Here is a 17566-nt window from a genome sequence, read left to right as displayed (position 1 = left end):
GCTTCAGCCAGACGACGGCGTACTGCACGATCGAGCGCCGGTTCATCGGGCTCGTCGGCGCCGGTACGCCGCCGGTCCGGCCGCATTGCGCGCCGTGGGGCCACTGCGACGCGAGGGTGTGCGTCTCGTCGCCGGTGATCGTATAGAGCTCGACGGTGGCGATCTGCTCGGGCGGAATGCCGTCGAACCCCCATCCGGGCTTCGGCACGCCGTTCACGAACAGGCATACGCTCGGTCCGAGGACCAGCCCTTTCCTCACGAACGACGACGCGCCGCGGATCGCATCGCCCGACGACCCGCCATTTCGCGTGATCTCTTCCCCCGACACTGTGCTTCCGCCCTGCCCCTGCCAGCGCAGCCGCTCGTCGAAATCGTTCCACGCCATCTCGGAGCCCGCCGAGACGGACCCCGAATCGAGCAGCACGAACGTCTCGACCGTGTGGTCCGACGGTACGTTGACCGGAAAGAACTGGTCCGCGAAGCCGGGATGATGCACTCGCAGGAAGTAGGACCCGCCCTTTGCGAGCGACACGAAGAATTTTCCCGCGCTGTCGCTCGATCCCTTCTGCTGCGAACCGATCACTTGAATCGACGCATCGGCGACGGGACGCAGCGTGGAGCTCGTGCCCACGACGCCGTACACCGCGGTGACCGCCGCGCGCACCCGCACGGTGTCGAGGCGCTGTGACGTCGACGTCAACGCGATCGTGAGCGACAAATCGCGCCCGGTCACGTCGACGTCCCTCGCCGCCTCGGCGAAACCGATCAGTCGTACGGAGAGGCGATATCGCCCGTCGGCGATGCGAGAGAACTGAAACGTGCCACGCTGATCGCTGCGTGTCACCGTGCGCGCGGACGGCGGCGGGCCCGCGAGCTCTATGACCGCGCCACTCAGCTCTTGTCCCGTGGCCGAGTCGCGGACCGTTCCGCGAATGGTGTGTCCCGGTGCCTGTGCTCCGGCACGTGGAGCCATGACGAGCACGGCGCTCAGCGCCATGAAGACTCGATTGGATTTTGTGGCCCAACGCATTCGCATTCGTTCGACTCAGGTTTCCTCGACCGAGTCAACATTCATACGAGCCTTGAGATCGGCAAGGCTTCGCCGTGCGTGCTCGGCGGCCGGAGTGCCTGGTCGCGTGTCGATGAGACGCCGCAGCTCGACCAGCGCGCGCCCCGGCTCGTTCAACGGTCCGATGTAGAGGTCCACGAGTCGATTCGTGGCGTAGACGTTGTCGCCGGGTGTGATCATCGGCGATCGCAGAACGTCGCGGAACAACTCCGCGGCTCGCTGCGGGTCGTTCTTCTCACGGGCGTAGAGCTCCGCCGCCTTGATGCGCGGCGCGATCAGCTCGGGCTCGGTCGCGATCACCGCCTCGAACGATTCCAGCGCGTCGTCCACACGTCCCCTCATGACGAGCGATTGCTCGTACGAGAACTGTCGCTCATACGGCGTGCTCGACCCGTTCACGGCGACTTGCTTCCATCCATTGCCGACGGCCTCGCCGATGACCCAGCCCACGGACCCGCAGACGGCACCCGCACCCAGGCCCACCGGAAGCTCCCACCAATGAAAGCCGATCTGCGACATCAGCGCCCCAGTCGTGACGCCGAAGACCATCAGGCCGAGTCCGAGCGCCTGAAGGAGCGTTGCGGCTTCCGGTCCGCGGCGGTCGAAGAGGGTCGGCTGGTACTGTGGCGAGGGCTGTGGCGAGGGCGGGGGCGGGGTCATTTGGATGAGCATCGGCTCGCGAGGCGTCGGGACCCGGCGAGCTGCCGTAACTGCAACTACTTAACGCAGGGGACACGGGACGCACAGGAAACGAGGGAAGGACTGTTGGTGAACGAGGTGGAACGGGAGCGGTGGCGGGGTGCGGAGACCTGGAACGAGAGTGGTGGCCGGGTGCGGCGCACGCGCAGACGCCGCGCCGTGGGTGGCGCGCACCACGCCGCATTCGTGCTTCACCGTTCATCAGCCGCAAACCCAACCCTTCCGCGACATCTGTTGTCTCACTTGACAAGTCTAGGGGGAAACGGCGATAGCCTTCCCCATAGAAATGCCAAGTAAAGGGAGAGCCGGAATGTCGACGATCGAATTCCGTCACGGAGCCGTCGAGCTGCTGGTGCTGAAAGCGCTCTCGTGGGGGCCGCAGCACGGGTTCTCCATCGCGCGCTGGGTCCAGGACGCCGCCGACGACGTGCTCCGGCTCGAAGAGGGCTCGCTCTATCCGGCCTTGCACCGGATGGAGGACAAGGGGTGGGTCAAGGCGACCTGGGGTTCATCGGAGAACAATCGCCGAGCGAAGTTCTATCAGCTCACGGCCAAAGGGCGCGAGCAGCTGACGGCCGACGCGCGCGATTGGTGGCGCTACGCCGCCGCGGTCGGCAAGGTGCTCAAGTCCACGACCCGGCCGGCGTCGGCATGAGCGACCAACCCGTGTGGCGCCGCTACCGCGACCTCGTGCGCCGCCGATCCGTCGAGGACGCGCAAGACGAAGTCCGTCATCACCTGCAGATGCGCGAGCAGGAGGCGCTGCGCGCCGGTCTCGATCTCAACGAGGCGCGCGCCGCCGCGCGCGAACGATTCGGCGACGTCGACGGCGTCGTCGCCCAGCTGCGGGCGATCGATCGGTCCAGAGAGCGGCGCCGCATCCGCGCCGACTGGATTCGCGACGCTTGGCAGGACGCCCGGTTCGCCCTGCGGTCGCTGCGCCGCGCGCCGGGCTTCGCGGTCACCGCGATCGTGACGCTGGCGATCGCGATCGCCGCGAACACGACGATCTTCTCGTTCGTCAACGCGGTGCTGCTCGAGCCGCTCCCGTACAGTCGCCCCAACGAGCTCGTGACGATCGACGCGAACATCGTCGGGTCGATCGGCGAGCTGCTGGCGCTGCGTGAGCGCCGCACGGGGCTCGCCGGCGTCGCGATGATTCGCCCTCGGAGCATCACATACGGTGACGATCGCCCGGCGTCCAGGCTCGATGGCGTGTCGATCACCAGCAATCTGATCCCGATGCTCGGCGTCGCGCCGGAGCTTGGTCACGCCTTCACGGAAGACGCCAGCCGTCCGGGTGCCGGCAACGTGATTCTTCTCTCGCACTCGCTCTGGCTCGAGCGATACGGCGGCGATCGTGGCATCGTGGGACGATACGTGCTCGTGGACGGCGTCCAGTCGCTCGTCGTCGGTGTGATGCCGACGAAATTCGCGATCCCGTCTACGCGCACTCAATTCTGGATGCCGCTCACGATCTCGGCCACGAACGTGGCTCAGACGTGGGCCGTGGGAAACAGCCGTTGGATTGCGCGGCTCGCGCCCGGCGTCAGCGTGTCACGGGCCAGCGCGGCGCTCGCGTCGATTCTCCCCGGGTTCCGCCGCTTGAATCCGATGTGGGATCCAGGCGCCGACTATGCCAAGACCGCCGCCGCGCATCCGCTTCAACAAACTCTCGTTGGTGCCGAGCGGCCGGCGCTTCTCTTGCTCTTTGCGTGCGTGGCGGTGGTTCTGCTCGTGGCGTGTGTCAACCTCGCGAACCTGATGCTGGCTCGCGTGACGGCGCGCGAGCGGGAGTTCACCGTGCGCTCGGCGTTGGGAAGCGGGCGCGCGCGGCTGGTTCGTCAACTTCTCACGGAAAGCATCGTCGTCGCGCTCATTGGAGGCACGCTGGGATTCGCGCTCGCATTGGCCGGCGCGCATTGGATGGCCGCGTCGCTTCCGCCGGCCATGCCTCGCACCGCCGAAGTCCGCTTCGACACCGGCGTGTTCGCGTTCACGGCGATTCTCTCCGTCGCGACGGGGATCGCCTTCGGCCTGTTGCCCGCGCTCCGCGCGGCCGGTGAATCCTCCAGTCGCTCCACCGACGCCGCGCATCTCGCTCGGGCAGGCGCCGCGCAGCACCGCTTGGCATCCTCGCTCGTAATCGGCGAGATCGCGCTCGCCGTACTGCTCGCGATCACCGCCGGGTTGCTCACGCGTTCCTTCAGATACCTCACCGAGCTTTCGCCGGGCTTTTCTTCGGAGCAGGTGGTCACGGCCCTGGTCAGCCCACCCGCGGCAAGCTACCGCGACGAATCGCGCACCTCGGGATTCTACACGACGCTCGTCGAACGACTCGCCGCAACGCCCGGCGTGTCGAGCGTCGGGCTCGTCAATCGTCTGCCGATCGCCGCGCCTATCTATGGATTGGGCGGGATGCGCGTGCAGGGGCAGTTCGAGGACATGACTCACACGCTTCCCTCCGCCAACCACATGCAGGTCGTGACGGCCGGGTATTTCTCGACGCTCCGAATCCCGCTCGTGAAAGGGCGGATGTTCACTGATGAGGACCGGGCCGGTGCGCCGCCGGTCGCGATCGTGTCACGCGCGCTGGCACGGCGATTCTGGCCGAACGACGACGCCATCGGGAAGCGCATCGGCTACCCATACGCGAGTCCCTGGATCACCATCGTCGGCGTCGTGCCCGACGTTCGTCTCGACAGTCTTCGCGACACATCGGCGATCGCGCTCTACATCCCATTTGCGCAGCGCCCCGCCATCGGGTCGCCGGAGATGTCGGTCGTCGTTCGCTCGAATGGCGATCCGGCGGCAGTGGGCCGCGAATTGCGCGCGATCACCGAGTCGATCGATCACACCGTGCCGGTGAGCGCCGAGCAAACGATGGACGAGGTGGTTTCCCGGTCGGTCGCGAAGCCGCGCTTCACCACGGTCATCGTCGGAGGGTTCGCGCTCGTGACGCTGCTTCTCGGCGCAATCGGCATCTTCGGCGTCACGAGTTACGTCGTGAGCCAGCGCACGCACGAGATCGGCGTGCGCATGGCACTCGGCGCGACCGCCGGCGACATCGCGCGAGACGTGCTGCGTCGCGCGGCCGCCGTTGCCGGAGCGGGGGCACTCGCGGGATGTGGCTTGGCGCTCCTCGCGACGCGCAGCATTCGGTCGTTGCTCTACGGCGTGTCGACGACGGACCCAGTCACCTTCGCGGTCGCGACGCTCTCGTTGATCGGCGTCGCGCTCATCGCCAGTCTCGTCCCGGCCCGGCGCGCGATGCGCGCGGACCCCGTCGAAGCGCTGCGCAGCGGCTGAGATCTACTGGCCGGCCGGAACGACGCCGTGCGGCGTGAGCTTGTCGATCGCTTGCGGCAGCGCGGTGGATAGCTTCTGCGCCAGCTCGTCGGGCGTCATCCCGAGCTTGGCCGCGAGCTGATTCATCGTGTCGGTCCCGAGGACTTTGTGAAGCTCGTCCGGCGAGATCGGCATGTTCCGCCCCGTGCCGACCCACGACTTGACCGTGTCGCCGAATCCCTGCCTCTGAAACTGATTCACCACTCCGTTCAATCCGCCGTGCTTGTCGATGATGTCACTGACGACCGACACCATGCCTGCGCCGACGATGCCGCCCAAAAGACCGTCAAAGAGTCCCATCGTTCTCTCCGCGCGAATCCTTCACGCCTGCATTGAATGAGCTGTGTCGTAGGAAGCTAGCTCGTCCTGCGCAGGGAAGCTGTACCAAACGATAATGCTAGCGGATTTCGCGGAGAACCACGGATTTCGCGGAGCCAACAAACAACGAAAAGAATTTGGGGGAACAACCTCGGGAGGCCACTGAGTGGCTCCCCGAGGTCGTTCATAAAATCCCTCTTCGCCGTCCCTCTGTGTCTCTCGGTCCCTCTGCGTTCTCTGCGTCAGGTAGTTGCGGTTCTGAGTCGCCCGGAGAACACTACTCGGCGCGCAGCGTGACCGACGGATCGATGCGCGCGGCGCGCCAGGCAGGCATCCAGCAGGCGACCGCGGAGACTCCGAAGAGCAAGACGACTACGCCGACGTACGTTGGTGGATCGAGGCGGGTGACGCCGAAGAGCATCGTCACGAGTCCGCGCGTCGCTGCCGCCGCACCGATGAGCCCGAGCGCGACTCCGACGGCCGTCAGCATCATGCCCTGCCGCAGAATGAGCGCGAGGATGTCGGTTGGCGCCGCGCCCATCGCCGCGCGTACGCCGATCTCCCGAATCCGCTCGGTCACGCTGCCCGAGAGAACGCCGTAGATCCCGACGGCCGCCAACACGAGCGCCGCGACGCCGAACACCTCGAACAGTACGAGGGCGAAGCGTCGCCCGGCGGTCGCCGTGGAGACGAGCGTCGACATCGTCGCGACGCGCACGACGGGCTGGTTGCGATCGACCGACCAGATCGCGCCCCGTACCGTCGGTGCCATCGACGACGCGTCGCTCGCGCTTCGCGTCCGAACGACGAGCGACACGAGGTTGTCCACCCAATGCCATTGCGACGGCGTGATGTAGACCGCTTTGCGGCTATCGAGGGCATCGATCGCCTGCTTCACGTCGCCCACCACGCCGACCACCGTGTACCACTGGCCGTCGTCGGGGCCGAAGCGGAAACGTTGTCCGATCGGATCGTCGGCGCCGAATTCCGACCTCGCGAAACTCTGATTGATCAACGCCGCGCGCGGCTGGCCCGCGACGTCGTGCGCGTTCAGCAACCGGCCGCGGACCAACGGAATGCGCATCGCGGTGAAGTAATCCGGCGTTACGGCGTAGCGAAGCGCGGCCCCATCGTCTTTGGGGTCCGAGTTTCGTTCCAGATGTACGCCGTAGACGTCGAACTCGCCGCTCAACGGCAACTGCTGCGTGAATGCGGCCTCGGTGACACCGGGCACCCGGCGCACGGCGTCGAGTGCTTCGTCGAGAAACCGCGCCTTCGCGTCGTCCTGCCGATAGCGCGGGCCCGTGAGCTGGACCTGCATGGTCAGCAGATTCGACGAATCGAATCCGACGTCCACCGCGAACACCCGCTGCAGGCTGCGGAGAAGCAATCCCGCGCTCACGAGCAGCATGAGAGAAAGCGCGACCTCGGCGACGACGAGCACTCGCCGCGTCACATGGTGCTCGCCGACCGAGCGGCGCGACGTCTCCTGCAGTCCGGCTTGCAGATCGTCGCGCGAGGCGTGAAGTGCCGGGAGTACGCCGACCGCGAGCCCGATGACGGTCGTCAACAAAAGACCAAACGTGAGCGCGCTCCCGTCCAGGTGCATGGATGCCACGTGCGGCAAACCCGCGGGACTGACCGCGACGAACGCGCGCAGCCCCGCGACCGCGACGAGGATGCCGAGGAGCCCACCGAACAGCGAGAGCAGCATGCTCTCGGTGATCAGCTGTCGCACGAGCCGTCCGCGCTCGGCGCCGAGGGCGGCGCGCAACGCGAACTCGCCGCGCCGCTGCGCGCCGCGGGCCAGCAACAGGTTGGTCACGTTGACGCAGGCGATGACGAGCAGGACGAGCACCGCGCTGAACACGGCCAGCAGCGCCGGCCGAACGTCGCCCGCGACTTGGTCCTGGAGCGACTCGACCCGCAGGCCGTTCGCGAGGGACGCCCAGGGGACCCGCGGCAGATCAGGACGCGGGGCGCGCGCGATCTGGTTCAAGTCCGCACGCGCCGCGGCCAGCGTGACGCCGGCTCGCTCTCGACCGATGAGGCGCAGGTGGTGGCCCCACTCGCGATCGTCGGGCGTGAACACGGTCTTGTACTGGAGCGGCATCCAGAGATCCGCGCCCGCGTCGGTCACGTCCTCGAACGACGGCGGCATGATGCCGACCACGAGCCATGGATCGTCGTCGAGAGTGATGGTGTGCCCGACGATCGCTTGGTCGCCGCCGAACCGGCGATGCCAGAGCGCGTCGCTGATGACAATGACGCGAGGGCCGCCGCTGCGATCCTCGGCGGCGGTGAACGCGCGGCCTCGCGCCGGCATCACGCCGAGAACGCGGAAGAAGTCGGAACCGACGGCCTGGCCGTTCAGCCGTTCCGGCTCCGACCCGCCTTCGAGCGTCGGCTGCCACGGCTTGAACGGAGCGAGCGCGTCGAACGATCGGCTACGCTGGAGGATCTCTCGATAGGTACCGAACGTCACGGGTCCGCTCGAGACGTCGGACACGGCGAGGATGTGGTCGGCGCGAGGGTAGGGAAGCGACTTGAAGAGAATCGGATTGATCGCGCTGAAGATCACGGTGGTCGCGCCGACCCCGAGGGCGAGCGTGATCGCGCTGACCGCGGTGAAACCCAGGTTCGATCGCAGTCGACGAAGTCCGTAGCGGACGTCGACGATCAGCGTCTCGACGCCGTGCTCCCATCCGGAATTTCGCACGCGCTCCTGCGTGACGGTCGGATTCCCGAGCTCGAGCCGCGCCGCTCGATGCGCCGCGCTGCGCGACATCCCGCGCGCGACGTTCGCGGCGGTCGTGCGGTCGAGATAGTCGCGTACCTCGTCGTTCAGCTCGGCGTCGGTCTCGCCGCGTCGCGCCAGCGTCCGGAGCCCGCGCGTCAGTTGCCGCCAAATGGACATGGTCATCCCTCCGCGCTGAGCAGGCGCGCGACCGCGTTGGCGCGGCGCCTCCAGTCGGCTGTCTCGAAGTCGAGCTGCTTTCGTCCGGCGCGCGTGAGCGTGTAGAACTTCGCGCGGCGTGCGTTCTCGGTCTGCCGCCATTCCGCGTCGAGCCAGCCCTGACGCTCGAGGCGCTGCAGCGCGACGAGCAGCGAGCCGGGATTCACCTTGAAGACGCCGCGCGAGATGTCCTCGACGCGGCGCGCGATCCCGAAGCCGTGCATTGGCTGAAGGCTGAGCGTCTTGAGGATGAGCAGGTCGAGCGTGCCCTGAATGACGTCGGTGTTCGGCTGGTCCATGCGTCGCGTCCGATTGCGTGACGCGTTCACGATGCGTCGCTACATCTTGACTGTCAAGATGTGAGGGACAAGAGGGCAGGTCGCCGCGGCTCCGTTCGCGCGCGGGGCCGCGAAGCGCCGGATGTGAGCCACCGCACATGACGCGATGAGAGCGCGCGCTAGACTAGCGGTCGGGCTCGCCGGCGCGGCCGCGTCGGCTCGCTCGATCCGTCTGCGTGTTTGACGGTGGAGGGCGATGAGGAACGCCGAGGACTGCGCGGCGACCGATCCATCCGAGCGGACGACGCGCTGGCCCTCACGCTCGCGTTTGTCTATGTTCGCTTCGGGACTGACTCGAGACGCCGTCAGCGACGGTCACGAGGTAGTGACGACGGAACTCCTCGAACAACTTCAACAGACCCTCGGTGATTTCTACGTCATCGAGCGCGAGCTTGCCCCGGGCGGTATGAGCCGGCTGTTCCTGGCGACCGAGTCGTCGCTCGGCCGCAAGGTCGTGATCAAGATGCTCCCGCCCGAGACGGCGAGCGAAGTGAGCGCGGCGCGTTTTCAGCGAGAGGTGCAGCTCGCCGCGCGCCTGCAGCACCCGAACATCCTTCCGGTTCTCTCGACGGGAACGAGCGGCGACGGGTTCTACTACGTCATGCCGTACGTGGCCGGCGAGTCACTGCGTCACCGCCTCGAGAGCGGCAACCGCTTCCCGATTCACGAAGCGCTGCGTGTGTTGCGCGAGATCGCCGATGCGCTCGCGCTGGCCCACAGCCGCGGCATCGTGCACCGCGACATCAAGCCGGCGAACATCCTGCTGCAAGAAGGGCACGCGGTGCTCACTGACTTCGGCATCGCGCGCGCGGTCGAGGAAGCGCGCCTCGAGACGACCGCCGAGCGGCTTACCGCGACGGGCATTGGCATCGGCACGCTCGGCTACATGGCGCCGGAACAGCTGGCGGGTGAGAAGGGGCTCGACGCCCGAGCCGACGTCTACGCGCTGGCGGTCGTCGGTTACGAGATGCTCGCTGGGAAACCACCATTCTCGCGCCCGACCGCGCAGGCCCTGGTCGCGGCGCATTTGACGGAGCCGCCGCCGTCGCTCTCGGAAGTCGCGCCGGACGTGCCGCCGGTCATCAGCACGATCATCGAGAGAGCGCTCGCCAAAGCGCCGGACGATCGCTATCGCACGGCCGCCGATTTCCGCGACGCGCTCGATCTTCAGATGACCGCAGCGTTCCAGGTGGTTCCGACGAAACCGAAGGTGCCGCGCTGGGCGATTGTCGGTGGTTCCACGGTCGCGGGGTTGGCGATTGCCGCCGCGGCCTTCTTCGCGACGCGCCCGCCGAAGCTCGATCCCAACTACGTCGTCGTGGTTCCGTTCAACGTGCAAGGCAGCGCGGATCCGAAGTTCAGGGAGAGCATGGTCGACCTACTCGGACCGATCGCGGTGGGCTGGGTGAAGACAGTCCCGGCGACGCGGTACCTTCGTAAGTGGAAGGCGTCGTCGCACGCCGATGAGGCGAGTGCCGCCCAACTCGGGCGCCAAATGGGCGCGGGGCTCGCGATCTACGGCACCGTCGCGGGCTTGCCCCACGACTCACTCTCGGTCACGGCGACGGTCTTCAATGTGGTCAGCGGAAAGAAAGTCGGCGTCACGCACCAACGTATGGGTCCTGGCGACGATCCCAGGCACATCGTCAGTGAGTTGGTCAAGGATCTGCGGAGCGAGCTCAGCACGCTCAAGCCCTTGGCCGCCTTTCGCGCGACGTGGCTCGAGGAAACGACGGCCCCCGCGCTCGAAGCATTTCTCATCGGCGAACAGTTCTACCGCCAATCGGCGTGGGATTCCGCCGCCGCCTATTACCTGCGAGCGATCGGTTCCGATTCGGCACTTGCTTTGGCGAGCCGGCACGCGGGACTCGCCTTTGGTTGGCTCCGAGGCACGAACGATTCGCTCGCGCGCGCGTACCTGGCGGCGGCCGGGCGGCACAACAGGGGATTGCCCGAACGAGATAGCATCCTCGTCGCCGCTGACGCCATGCGCGCATCGCTCGCGGCGTTCGAGACCGATACGAGTTACCGCGCGACTGTCGTTTCACTGTTCAGGACGTTACGCGCCGCCCGCGACAGCTTTCCGAACGATCCGGAGGTGTGGTTCGCTCTGGCCGACGCGTACTTCCACTACGGATTCGGCCCAGGCCTCAGCGTTTCCGAAGATACGATCCGCGCGGCATTCGATCGGTCGATTGCGCTCGACTCGGGTTTCACGCCGGCCTACATCCACGCGATCGAGCTCTCGGTCACGCGCGACGGGCGCGACGCTGGGCTGGCGTACGCCGATCGCTATCTGGCCCTCAGCCCGACTGACGAAGAGGCCGATGGCATTCGCGTCCTCACGCTGCTGCTGCGCGACGGTGGCATCAACGGCAAGACCGTTCGCGTCCTCGACACGTTGTCGAGCAAAGCGATTCAGACGGCGTGGTTGATCGTGCGTCGTTGGCCGGATACGACGGAAATCGGCACGAGACTTCTTCAGCTTCCCAACCGCGCGCGAGAGCCGACGTCGGCGTTCATCTTCAACCCGGGATATCGGCGCAGGTACCTCGTCGACGAGCTTGCTTTGCGCGGCAGGCTGCGCGAGGCGTTCGACACGTTGGGGACGAACATCGGTGGTATCGAGGCGGAGCCGTTCGGCTTTCTCGCACTGATGGGTGGTGTGCCGACTGACACGGCGAGAGCGGTTTTCGCGCGCATGCTGCACGATCGAAGCGTGTGGGTCGCGGCCGCTCTCCCCTGGTGGGCCGCGCATGGTGACACGGCATCGCTCGTGGGCGCAGTGGCGCGCGCCGACAGCCAGGTCGCAAAAGCAGCGACGCCGGTGAGTCGCCGAAACGCCGGCTATCGAGTGGCGGCGACGCGCGCGTATCTGTCGCTCGCGCGCCACAGCACCGATGCACTCGCGCAATTCCGCGCGCTTCCTGATTCGCTCTGTCCAGCTTGCTATCTCGATCGATACACGAAGGCACGATTGCTCGATAGTCTGGGCTTCCATGTCGAGGCAGAGACCGCGCTTGGCGAACGTCTCTACTCGTTGCTCACGCCACTCGAGATCCCGTGGGCACTCGAGCGAGCCCTAGTGGCAGAAAAACTGCAGCACTACCCGGCCGCGTCGCGCGCGTACGCGTTGGTGGCCCGGGCGTGGTCGCGGGGGGACGGGCCTCAACGAGCGGTTGCCATGCAGGCCGCAACGAAAGCTGGACAACTGGGCGGCGATCAGCCGCTGCCAGTACGAGTGGGCAACTCGGATCGTTGATCGTTTCCGTTCGCCGCCGCCGGCGCGGGGTGCCGGTACCGCAAAAAGAGGATTCACTCATGAAGCGATTCTTCGCGGCCGTCGGCCTCGTGGCATTCATCGCCGCGTGCACCGACTCGAACATGATTTCGCCGGTTTCGCGTGCGGCGCCCGGTTCCTCATTGCATTCTCCCGGTGACCCGCCACCGCCGCCGCTGGCCGGCGACAATGGCTCGGGAGACCTGGCTGTTGGTTTCAGCGACGCCAGTGTCGGGCCGGATGCGCAGCCCATCATTCTGGTGTGCAGACACGATTTTCCCCTGCATTTTTCATGGAGCTACCTCCAAGCCACCGGCACCACCAACCAGGTCGTTCACCTGACCGTGACCCCAACCTTGACCAGCAGCTCGACCGGCAGCATCGACCTGCACGACATTCAGAACGGCAAGGTCGTCACTCATGGAACCGTGTCCGATGCCTTGTTCTCGTTCACGATCCAGGGAACCGACTTCCTCGATCTGACTCAGGAAGGATTCGACGCTCAGGTCACCGGCACGTTGACCGACCTCACGACCGGAGACGCGTGTCAGTCGTCGGCCAACCTCACCGGTACGTTCAACCCGATACCCACGCCTGGCTGAGCGGAAGTAAGAACCGAATCGTTCGAGCGAGGTTAACGAAGGGCCGAGGCGATTGCCTCGGCCCTCTGGTTTTCGCAGCGCCTTCTACACGGCGCTGAGCGACGACCGCTTGAACTCGCCCCAGTATCGCACGGTCTTGTTGGCGTAGAGTCGTGCGTACTCCAAGACGCTCTCGCGCCAAGCGTGCGAGCGACCGAACGCGATGAGATCGTCGAGGGTCGCCGACCCCTCGCGCGACGCCGATCGGAGTTGCGCCCAGGCCAACGTCTCGCCCATCGTCACGACCACTTTCCGCAGGCGCGACAGCTTGCCGTCCCAGTGCGCCAGCGCGAGTCGATCCTCGACTGGCTGAAGCTCGCGCAACACGAACGAGCTCCGGCCGAAACTCACCGGCGCGAGCAGAGCGGGGGAGATCGCTTGCATCCGCCACTGGATTTCGACCACCCGATGCGCTTCGGACTTCCACGCCGGCTGCGGGACGCCGATGTGCTTCGCCATCGACGAGGGTCGTGCCTGCTTGATGTCGAGCAGCACACGGCCGTCCTCGCCGCCGTGTCCGCGAACGAGAGCCACGTATCGCCGCACGCCCAAGCTCCCGGTCCCCGCGATGCGCGCCGCGACGTCGATCAAGCGGTAGAACTTCGCTTGATCCTCCGTCTTGGCCACCGACTCCACGAATTCCGCCAGATGCTGCGTCACGGACGCGCGCTCGCGCGGCGACAAGGCTTCCATCCGGATCCCGTCGAGCCGAAGCCGTCGCCGGCCGTCTTCGACGACGGTGCGGCGCGCGAGGAGCGCCGCGTGGGTTCGCTCCCGCGCGCCGTTCAGGAGGTCGCGGACCATCCCGCGCGCCGTCGGCCGCTCGACCCAACGCGCCTTACCCGAACCGAGTGCCTCGCAATAGGCAACGAGCAGCCCCTCGCTCAGCTCCGCGGTCTCCGGATCATCGAGATGGAGGGCGCCCGCCGCCAATCGAAGGCTTGTGAGCAACCGACAGACGTCGGCTGTCGCCGGCGCCATGGCGGCCTCGTCAAAATCGTTGAGGTCGAAGTAGACGAGGCGATTGTCGCCACGATAGCTGCCGAAGTTCTCGAGGTGAAGGTCGCCGCACGCCCAGACCCTGGGACTCTTCGGCAAACGAGCCGCGCGCGGCTCCCAATCCTCCCAGTACAAATGAGCCGCGCCTCGAAAGAACACAAACGCATCGAGCCGCATCGCTCGGTACTTCCGTTCGAGCCGCCGCGCATCGCGTCCCGCGTTGAATGCCGCGATTCGGTCGGCGACAGTGGTTTTCGATCTCGGCACGCGGATACGTTGACGCAACAAGCGCTGTCCTGTCGAGGCCGGCTCCACAAAAAAACAACTAACTCACCGCAGAGACGCAGAGCGCGCAGAGGAGCACAGAGGGAACGGCGAAGAGATTCTTTGGGAACCGCCTCGAGCGGGCCACGTGATGCCACCCCGAGGCCGTTTCCAAAGGCTATTCCGCCGTTACCTCTGCGTCTCTCTGCGTCTCTGCGTTGAGCAGTTGCGGTTCCCGAGAAGCGGCAGTCAGCGGGAGCCAGTGCAGGCGCGTAGGTTGGACGAAAGGAACTCTCTCTCTGAGGACTCCATGGTCTTTCGTCTGCGTTTTGCCCTGGCCGCGCCGCTGATGGTGGCGGTCATTTCGTCGGTCGCGACAGCCCAACGGGGGGCGTCGCGCGTGCTCGATCGCGCGAATCTCGACACGACCTGCGCGCCATGCACCGACTTCTATGAATTCGCCAACGGGACGTGGCTAAAAAAGCACACGATTCCGCCCGACAAGACGAACCTCGGCAGCTTCGGCATGCTCGGCGATCAGAACCAGGAGGTCGTCCAGAAGATCGTCATCGACGACGCGAATCTGGTGCGCGACGGGGAGGCCAAGGCAGGCACGAACGACGCCAAGATCGGTAGCTTCTACCTCGCCTGCATGGACACCGTGGCGCTCGACAAGGCCGGCTTCACGCCGATCAAGCCGACGCTCGACGCGATCGCGGCCGCGAAGACGACCGACGACATCGTGAAGCTCTTTGGGACCGCCGGCGGGCGGGGCGGCGGTGGTGGCGGCGGCGGCCGAGGCGGCGGAGGAGTCGCGCCGTTCTCACTCGGGCCGGGCACCGATCCGCGCAACAGCAAAATGGTCATCCTCTCGGCGAACCAGGGCGGGTTGACGCTCAATCGCGACGACTACGTGAGCCAGCGCCCGCGCGCCGATTCCACGAGGACCGAGTACGTCGCGCACGTCACACGCACGCTCGAGTTGCTCGGCGAGAGCAACGCCCAGGCGTTGGCCGACGCGAAGAAGATTTTCGCGCTCGAGACGACGATCGCCAACATCACGATCCCGCAGGCGGACATGCGCGATCCGGTGGCGACGTATCACAAGATGACGGTCGCCGATTTCCAGAAGACCACGCCGCACTTGAACTGGACGCGGTATCTCCAGCAGCACCACACGACCTACGCCGGCGACGTCAACGTGCGGGCGCCGAGCTTCTTCAAGGCGCTCGACTCGCTCGTCGCGGCGACGCCGGTGGACGACTGGAAGGCGTTTCTGCGGTGGCACGTCACGAACGGGGCGATGACGTCGCTCAGCGCGCCATTCCGGCGCGAGGCGTTCCGCTGGCAGCAGTTCTCGACCGGCGTGAAGGTCCAGCAGGCACGCATGAAGCAATGCGCGGCGGGAACGAATGGCGCGCTCGGCGAGGCCGTCGGTCAGGACTGGATCAAACGCAACTTCTCGCCCGAGGCAAAGGCGCGCGCGACGAAGATGGTGGACAACCTCGTTTCCGCGCTGCGCGACCGGATCAACGGGCTCGATTGGATGAGCAGCGAAACCAAGACGCAGGCGGTCGCCAAGCTGAACGCGTTCCTGCGCAAAGTGGCGTATCCCGACACGTGGCGCGACTACACGACGCTGTCGGTCAAATCCGGCTCGTACTATACCAACCAGCAAGCCGTCGCCGAGTGGAACGCCGCGCGGACGTGGGCGCGGCTCGGCAAGGCGCCGGATCGCACGGAGTGGAGCATGACGCCGCCGACCGTGAACGCGTCGTACAGCTCGACGCTCAACCAGATCCAGTTCCCGGCGGGCATTCTTCAACCGCCGTTCTTCGATCCGAACGCGGACGACGCCGTGAACTACGGCGCGCTCGGCGCGGTGATCGGACACGAGATGACGCACGGCTTCGACGACTCGGGTCGCCAATTCGACGCGGACGGCAATCTTCGCGATTGGTGGACGCCGGAAGACGCGGCGAAGTACAAAGCCGCCGCGCAGCTCGTCGTCGACCAGTTCAACGCCTACACCGTCGTGGACAGCGCTTCGCACGTGAACGGCCGACAGACGCTCGGCGAGAACATCGCCGATCTCGGCGGACTGACGGTCGCGTACTACGCGATGCAAAAGGCGATCGCGGGCAAGCCGCATCCCAAGATCGACGGCTTCACGCCGGAACAGCGGTTCTTTCTCGCGTGGGCGCAGATCTGGCGCGGGCTGTCGACGCAGCAGGCGCAGCTGAATCAGATCAAGACAGATGCGCACTCGCCGGGCAAGTGGCGCGTCGACGGGCCGTTGTCGAACATGCCGGAGTTCAAGGCGGCGTGGGGTTGCAAAGACGGCGACCCGATGGTGCGCGCCGACAATCTCCGCGCGAGGATCTGGTAACGGAGTGAGGTCGGCGAGCGCGGATTCTCCGCGCTCGCCGTCCCCCCCTCCATGCTCAGCGCTTTGCCGCGCTGGTAAGGGCGAGCACCGCGTAGGCCGTGGCGGCGTCGCTCATGAACTTCCCGATGTCGGTCGTTGGGTCGCGCTGTTTGTTGAGCGACGAAGCCGACCAATTGCCCGTCGTGCGATCCTGGTGTTGCTCGAGCCACACGATCGCGTGTGAGACACGCGCGTCAGCGGCGTCGCTGCCGCCGCGTTGCAGCGCGTACGCGACGAGACCCGTGGCGTAGCCATCGCTCGCCGTGTCCAGCGGCGTGTTGTCGCCGCGCTTGTATTGGCCGAGCGACGAGAGGCTCCAGCCGCCGTCGGCGTTCTGCTTGGCGCACAACGCGTCGACGATCGCTTGGCGCTCATCGGCCGCGAGCAGGTCGGCCAGGCCACCCGAGGCCCAGAGCAGCATCGCGCGATTGACGAGCGGCTGCGTCGCCATTCCTTTTCTCAAGTATTCGCGGAGGCGTTTGATCCGCTCCTGGTTTTCGGCCGCCGATGCAACGCCGGGCTCTCGACCGATGGCGATTGCGGCGAGTGCCGCGCCGAAGTACGGGCTGTCGTTCGCCTCCCACGGCTCGTTGTGGAAGTTGAGCCACGCCCAACCACCGGCCAGATCGCCATTGCGGAATTGGAGCGCCCACATGTTGTCGAAGGCGGCACCCGCTTCGTCGCTCGGTCGGCCGGCGTGTGCGTCGCGTGTCGCGAGGACGATCGCGTTCAACACCGACTCGGTGCCGCGCGACTCGCTCGTCTTGGGGAGTCCGCGCGTCTGGTCGGGATAGAATGGCTCGACGTCTTTCCAGAGAGCGACGCGCTTGATCACGTCGTCGAGCATCTTGCGCTCGGCGGTCGACGGCTCGTCTTCGTGCAGCGCTCCACGGAGCGCGGGGCGCGCGAGCGCAAAGGGAAGCGCGGTGTGACACGAGACACACGCCGTCTGATGATCGCGTGCCGCGGTCTGCCAACTCGACCACCATGTTTGGCGGGCGTCGAGGTAGGCCGCGGCGGCGCGCGCGTCCCACGACGTCTGCGCGGCGGCAGTCGACGACGCGCAGAGAAGAGCGAAGACCAGTGCGCGGGATGCCTTCATCGCGGCTCCTTTCGGTTTCGGCACGCGTTTCCCCCCCCCAAGCACAACGGTGAGCCCGCTGGAAGAGAACCATCGGGTCGGCCGTGACAATTGTAAGGAATATGACCGCATCTTGCGCCGGCAT

12 protein-coding genes are annotated in these 17566 nt (G+C 66.4%); 5 read left to right on the top strand and 7 right to left on the bottom strand.

Translation table 11 applies throughout. The features are described from left to right. On the bottom strand, positions 1–997 hold a 997-nt coding region (locus VGQ44_15675), incomplete at its 3' end, for a carboxypeptidase regulatory-like domain-containing protein (protein HEV8448270.1). 48 nt (positions 998–1045) lie between these two features. Beyond that, positions 1046–1729 carry a hypothetical protein gene (locus tag VGQ44_15670; protein HEV8448269.1) on the bottom strand — a complete coding sequence of 228 codons (684 nt, stop codon included), beginning with the start codon at positions 1727–1729 and terminating at the stop codon, positions 1046–1048. A 349-nt stretch (positions 1730–2078) separates the two neighbouring features. Here VGQ44_15670 and VGQ44_15665 point away from each other — a divergent pair, with 349 nt between their 5' ends. Both VGQ44_15665 and VGQ44_15660 read left to right on the top strand, forming a co-directional pair. Beyond that, positions 2079–2423 carry a PadR family transcriptional regulator gene (locus tag VGQ44_15665; protein ID HEV8448268.1) on the top strand — a complete coding sequence of 115 codons (345 nt, stop codon included), beginning with the start codon at positions 2079–2081 and terminating at the stop codon, positions 2421–2423. Beyond that, complete coding sequence (locus VGQ44_15660; protein ID HEV8448267.1) at positions 2420–5077, top strand: ABC transporter permease; 2658 nt, start codon at positions 2420–2422, stop codon at positions 5075–5077. Before VGQ44_15665 ends, VGQ44_15660 begins: the two co-directional genes overlap by 4 nt. A 3-nt stretch (positions 5078–5080) precedes the next feature. On the opposite strand, the gene VGQ44_15655 is transcribed toward VGQ44_15660, so the two are convergent. The 3 genes from VGQ44_15655 to VGQ44_15645 all read right to left on the bottom strand — a co-directional run bounded on the left by VGQ44_15655 (position 5081) and on the right by VGQ44_15645 (position 8719). Next, complete coding sequence (locus VGQ44_15655) at positions 5081–5416, bottom strand: YidB family protein (protein ID HEV8448266.1); 336 nt, start codon at positions 5414–5416, stop codon at positions 5081–5083. A 295-nt stretch (positions 5417–5711) separates the two neighbouring features. Next, entirely contained in the window at positions 5712–8351 is a 2640-nt protein-coding gene (locus tag VGQ44_15650) for an ABC transporter permease (protein HEV8448265.1), read from the bottom strand. 2 nt (positions 8352–8353) lie between these two features. After that, positions 8354–8719, bottom strand: a complete 366-nt coding sequence (locus tag VGQ44_15645) for a PadR family transcriptional regulator (GenBank protein HEV8448264.1) — start codon at positions 8717–8719, stop codon at positions 8354–8356. Between the two features lie 334 nt (positions 8720–9053). Here VGQ44_15645 and VGQ44_15640 point away from each other — a divergent pair, with 334 nt between their 5' ends. Together VGQ44_15640 and VGQ44_15635 are read left to right on the top strand one after the other, a co-directional pair. Continuing rightward, positions 9054–11990 carry a serine/threonine-protein kinase gene (locus VGQ44_15640; GenBank protein ID HEV8448263.1) on the top strand — a complete coding sequence of 979 codons (2937 nt, stop codon included), beginning with the start codon at positions 9054–9056 and terminating at the stop codon, positions 11988–11990. Between the two features lie 59 nt (positions 11991–12049). Next, positions 12050–12610, top strand: coding sequence for a hypothetical protein (locus VGQ44_15635; GenBank protein HEV8448262.1), 561 nt, complete (start codon positions 12050–12052; stop codon positions 12608–12610). 84 nt (positions 12611–12694) lie between these two features. On the opposite strand, the gene VGQ44_15630 is transcribed toward VGQ44_15635, so the two are convergent. Further along, positions 12695–13915 (bottom strand): DUF2252 family protein, encoded by a 1221-nt coding sequence (locus VGQ44_15630; GenBank protein ID HEV8448261.1) that lies wholly within the window; start codon positions 13913–13915, stop codon positions 12695–12697. A 307-nt stretch (positions 13916–14222) separates the two neighbouring features. On the opposite strand from VGQ44_15630, the gene VGQ44_15625 reads away from it, so the two are divergent. After that, positions 14223–16301 carry a M13 family metallopeptidase gene (locus VGQ44_15625; GenBank protein ID HEV8448260.1) on the top strand — a complete coding sequence of 693 codons (2079 nt, stop codon included), beginning with the start codon at positions 14223–14225 and terminating at the stop codon, positions 16299–16301. A 55-nt stretch (positions 16302–16356) separates the two neighbouring features. Here the strand turns inward: VGQ44_15625 and VGQ44_15620 are convergent, their stop codons facing one another. After that, positions 16357–17442 (bottom strand): hypothetical protein, encoded by a 1086-nt coding sequence (locus tag VGQ44_15620; protein HEV8448259.1) that lies wholly within the window; start codon positions 17440–17442, stop codon positions 16357–16359. Positions 17443–17566: the final 124 nt, after the last annotated feature.

The organism is Gemmatimonadaceae bacterium (assembly GCA_036003045.1).
Lineage (GTDB): Bacteria > Gemmatimonadota > Gemmatimonadetes > Gemmatimonadales > Gemmatimonadaceae > JAQBQB01.
This window is presented reverse-complemented; position numbering and strand designations above follow the sequence as displayed.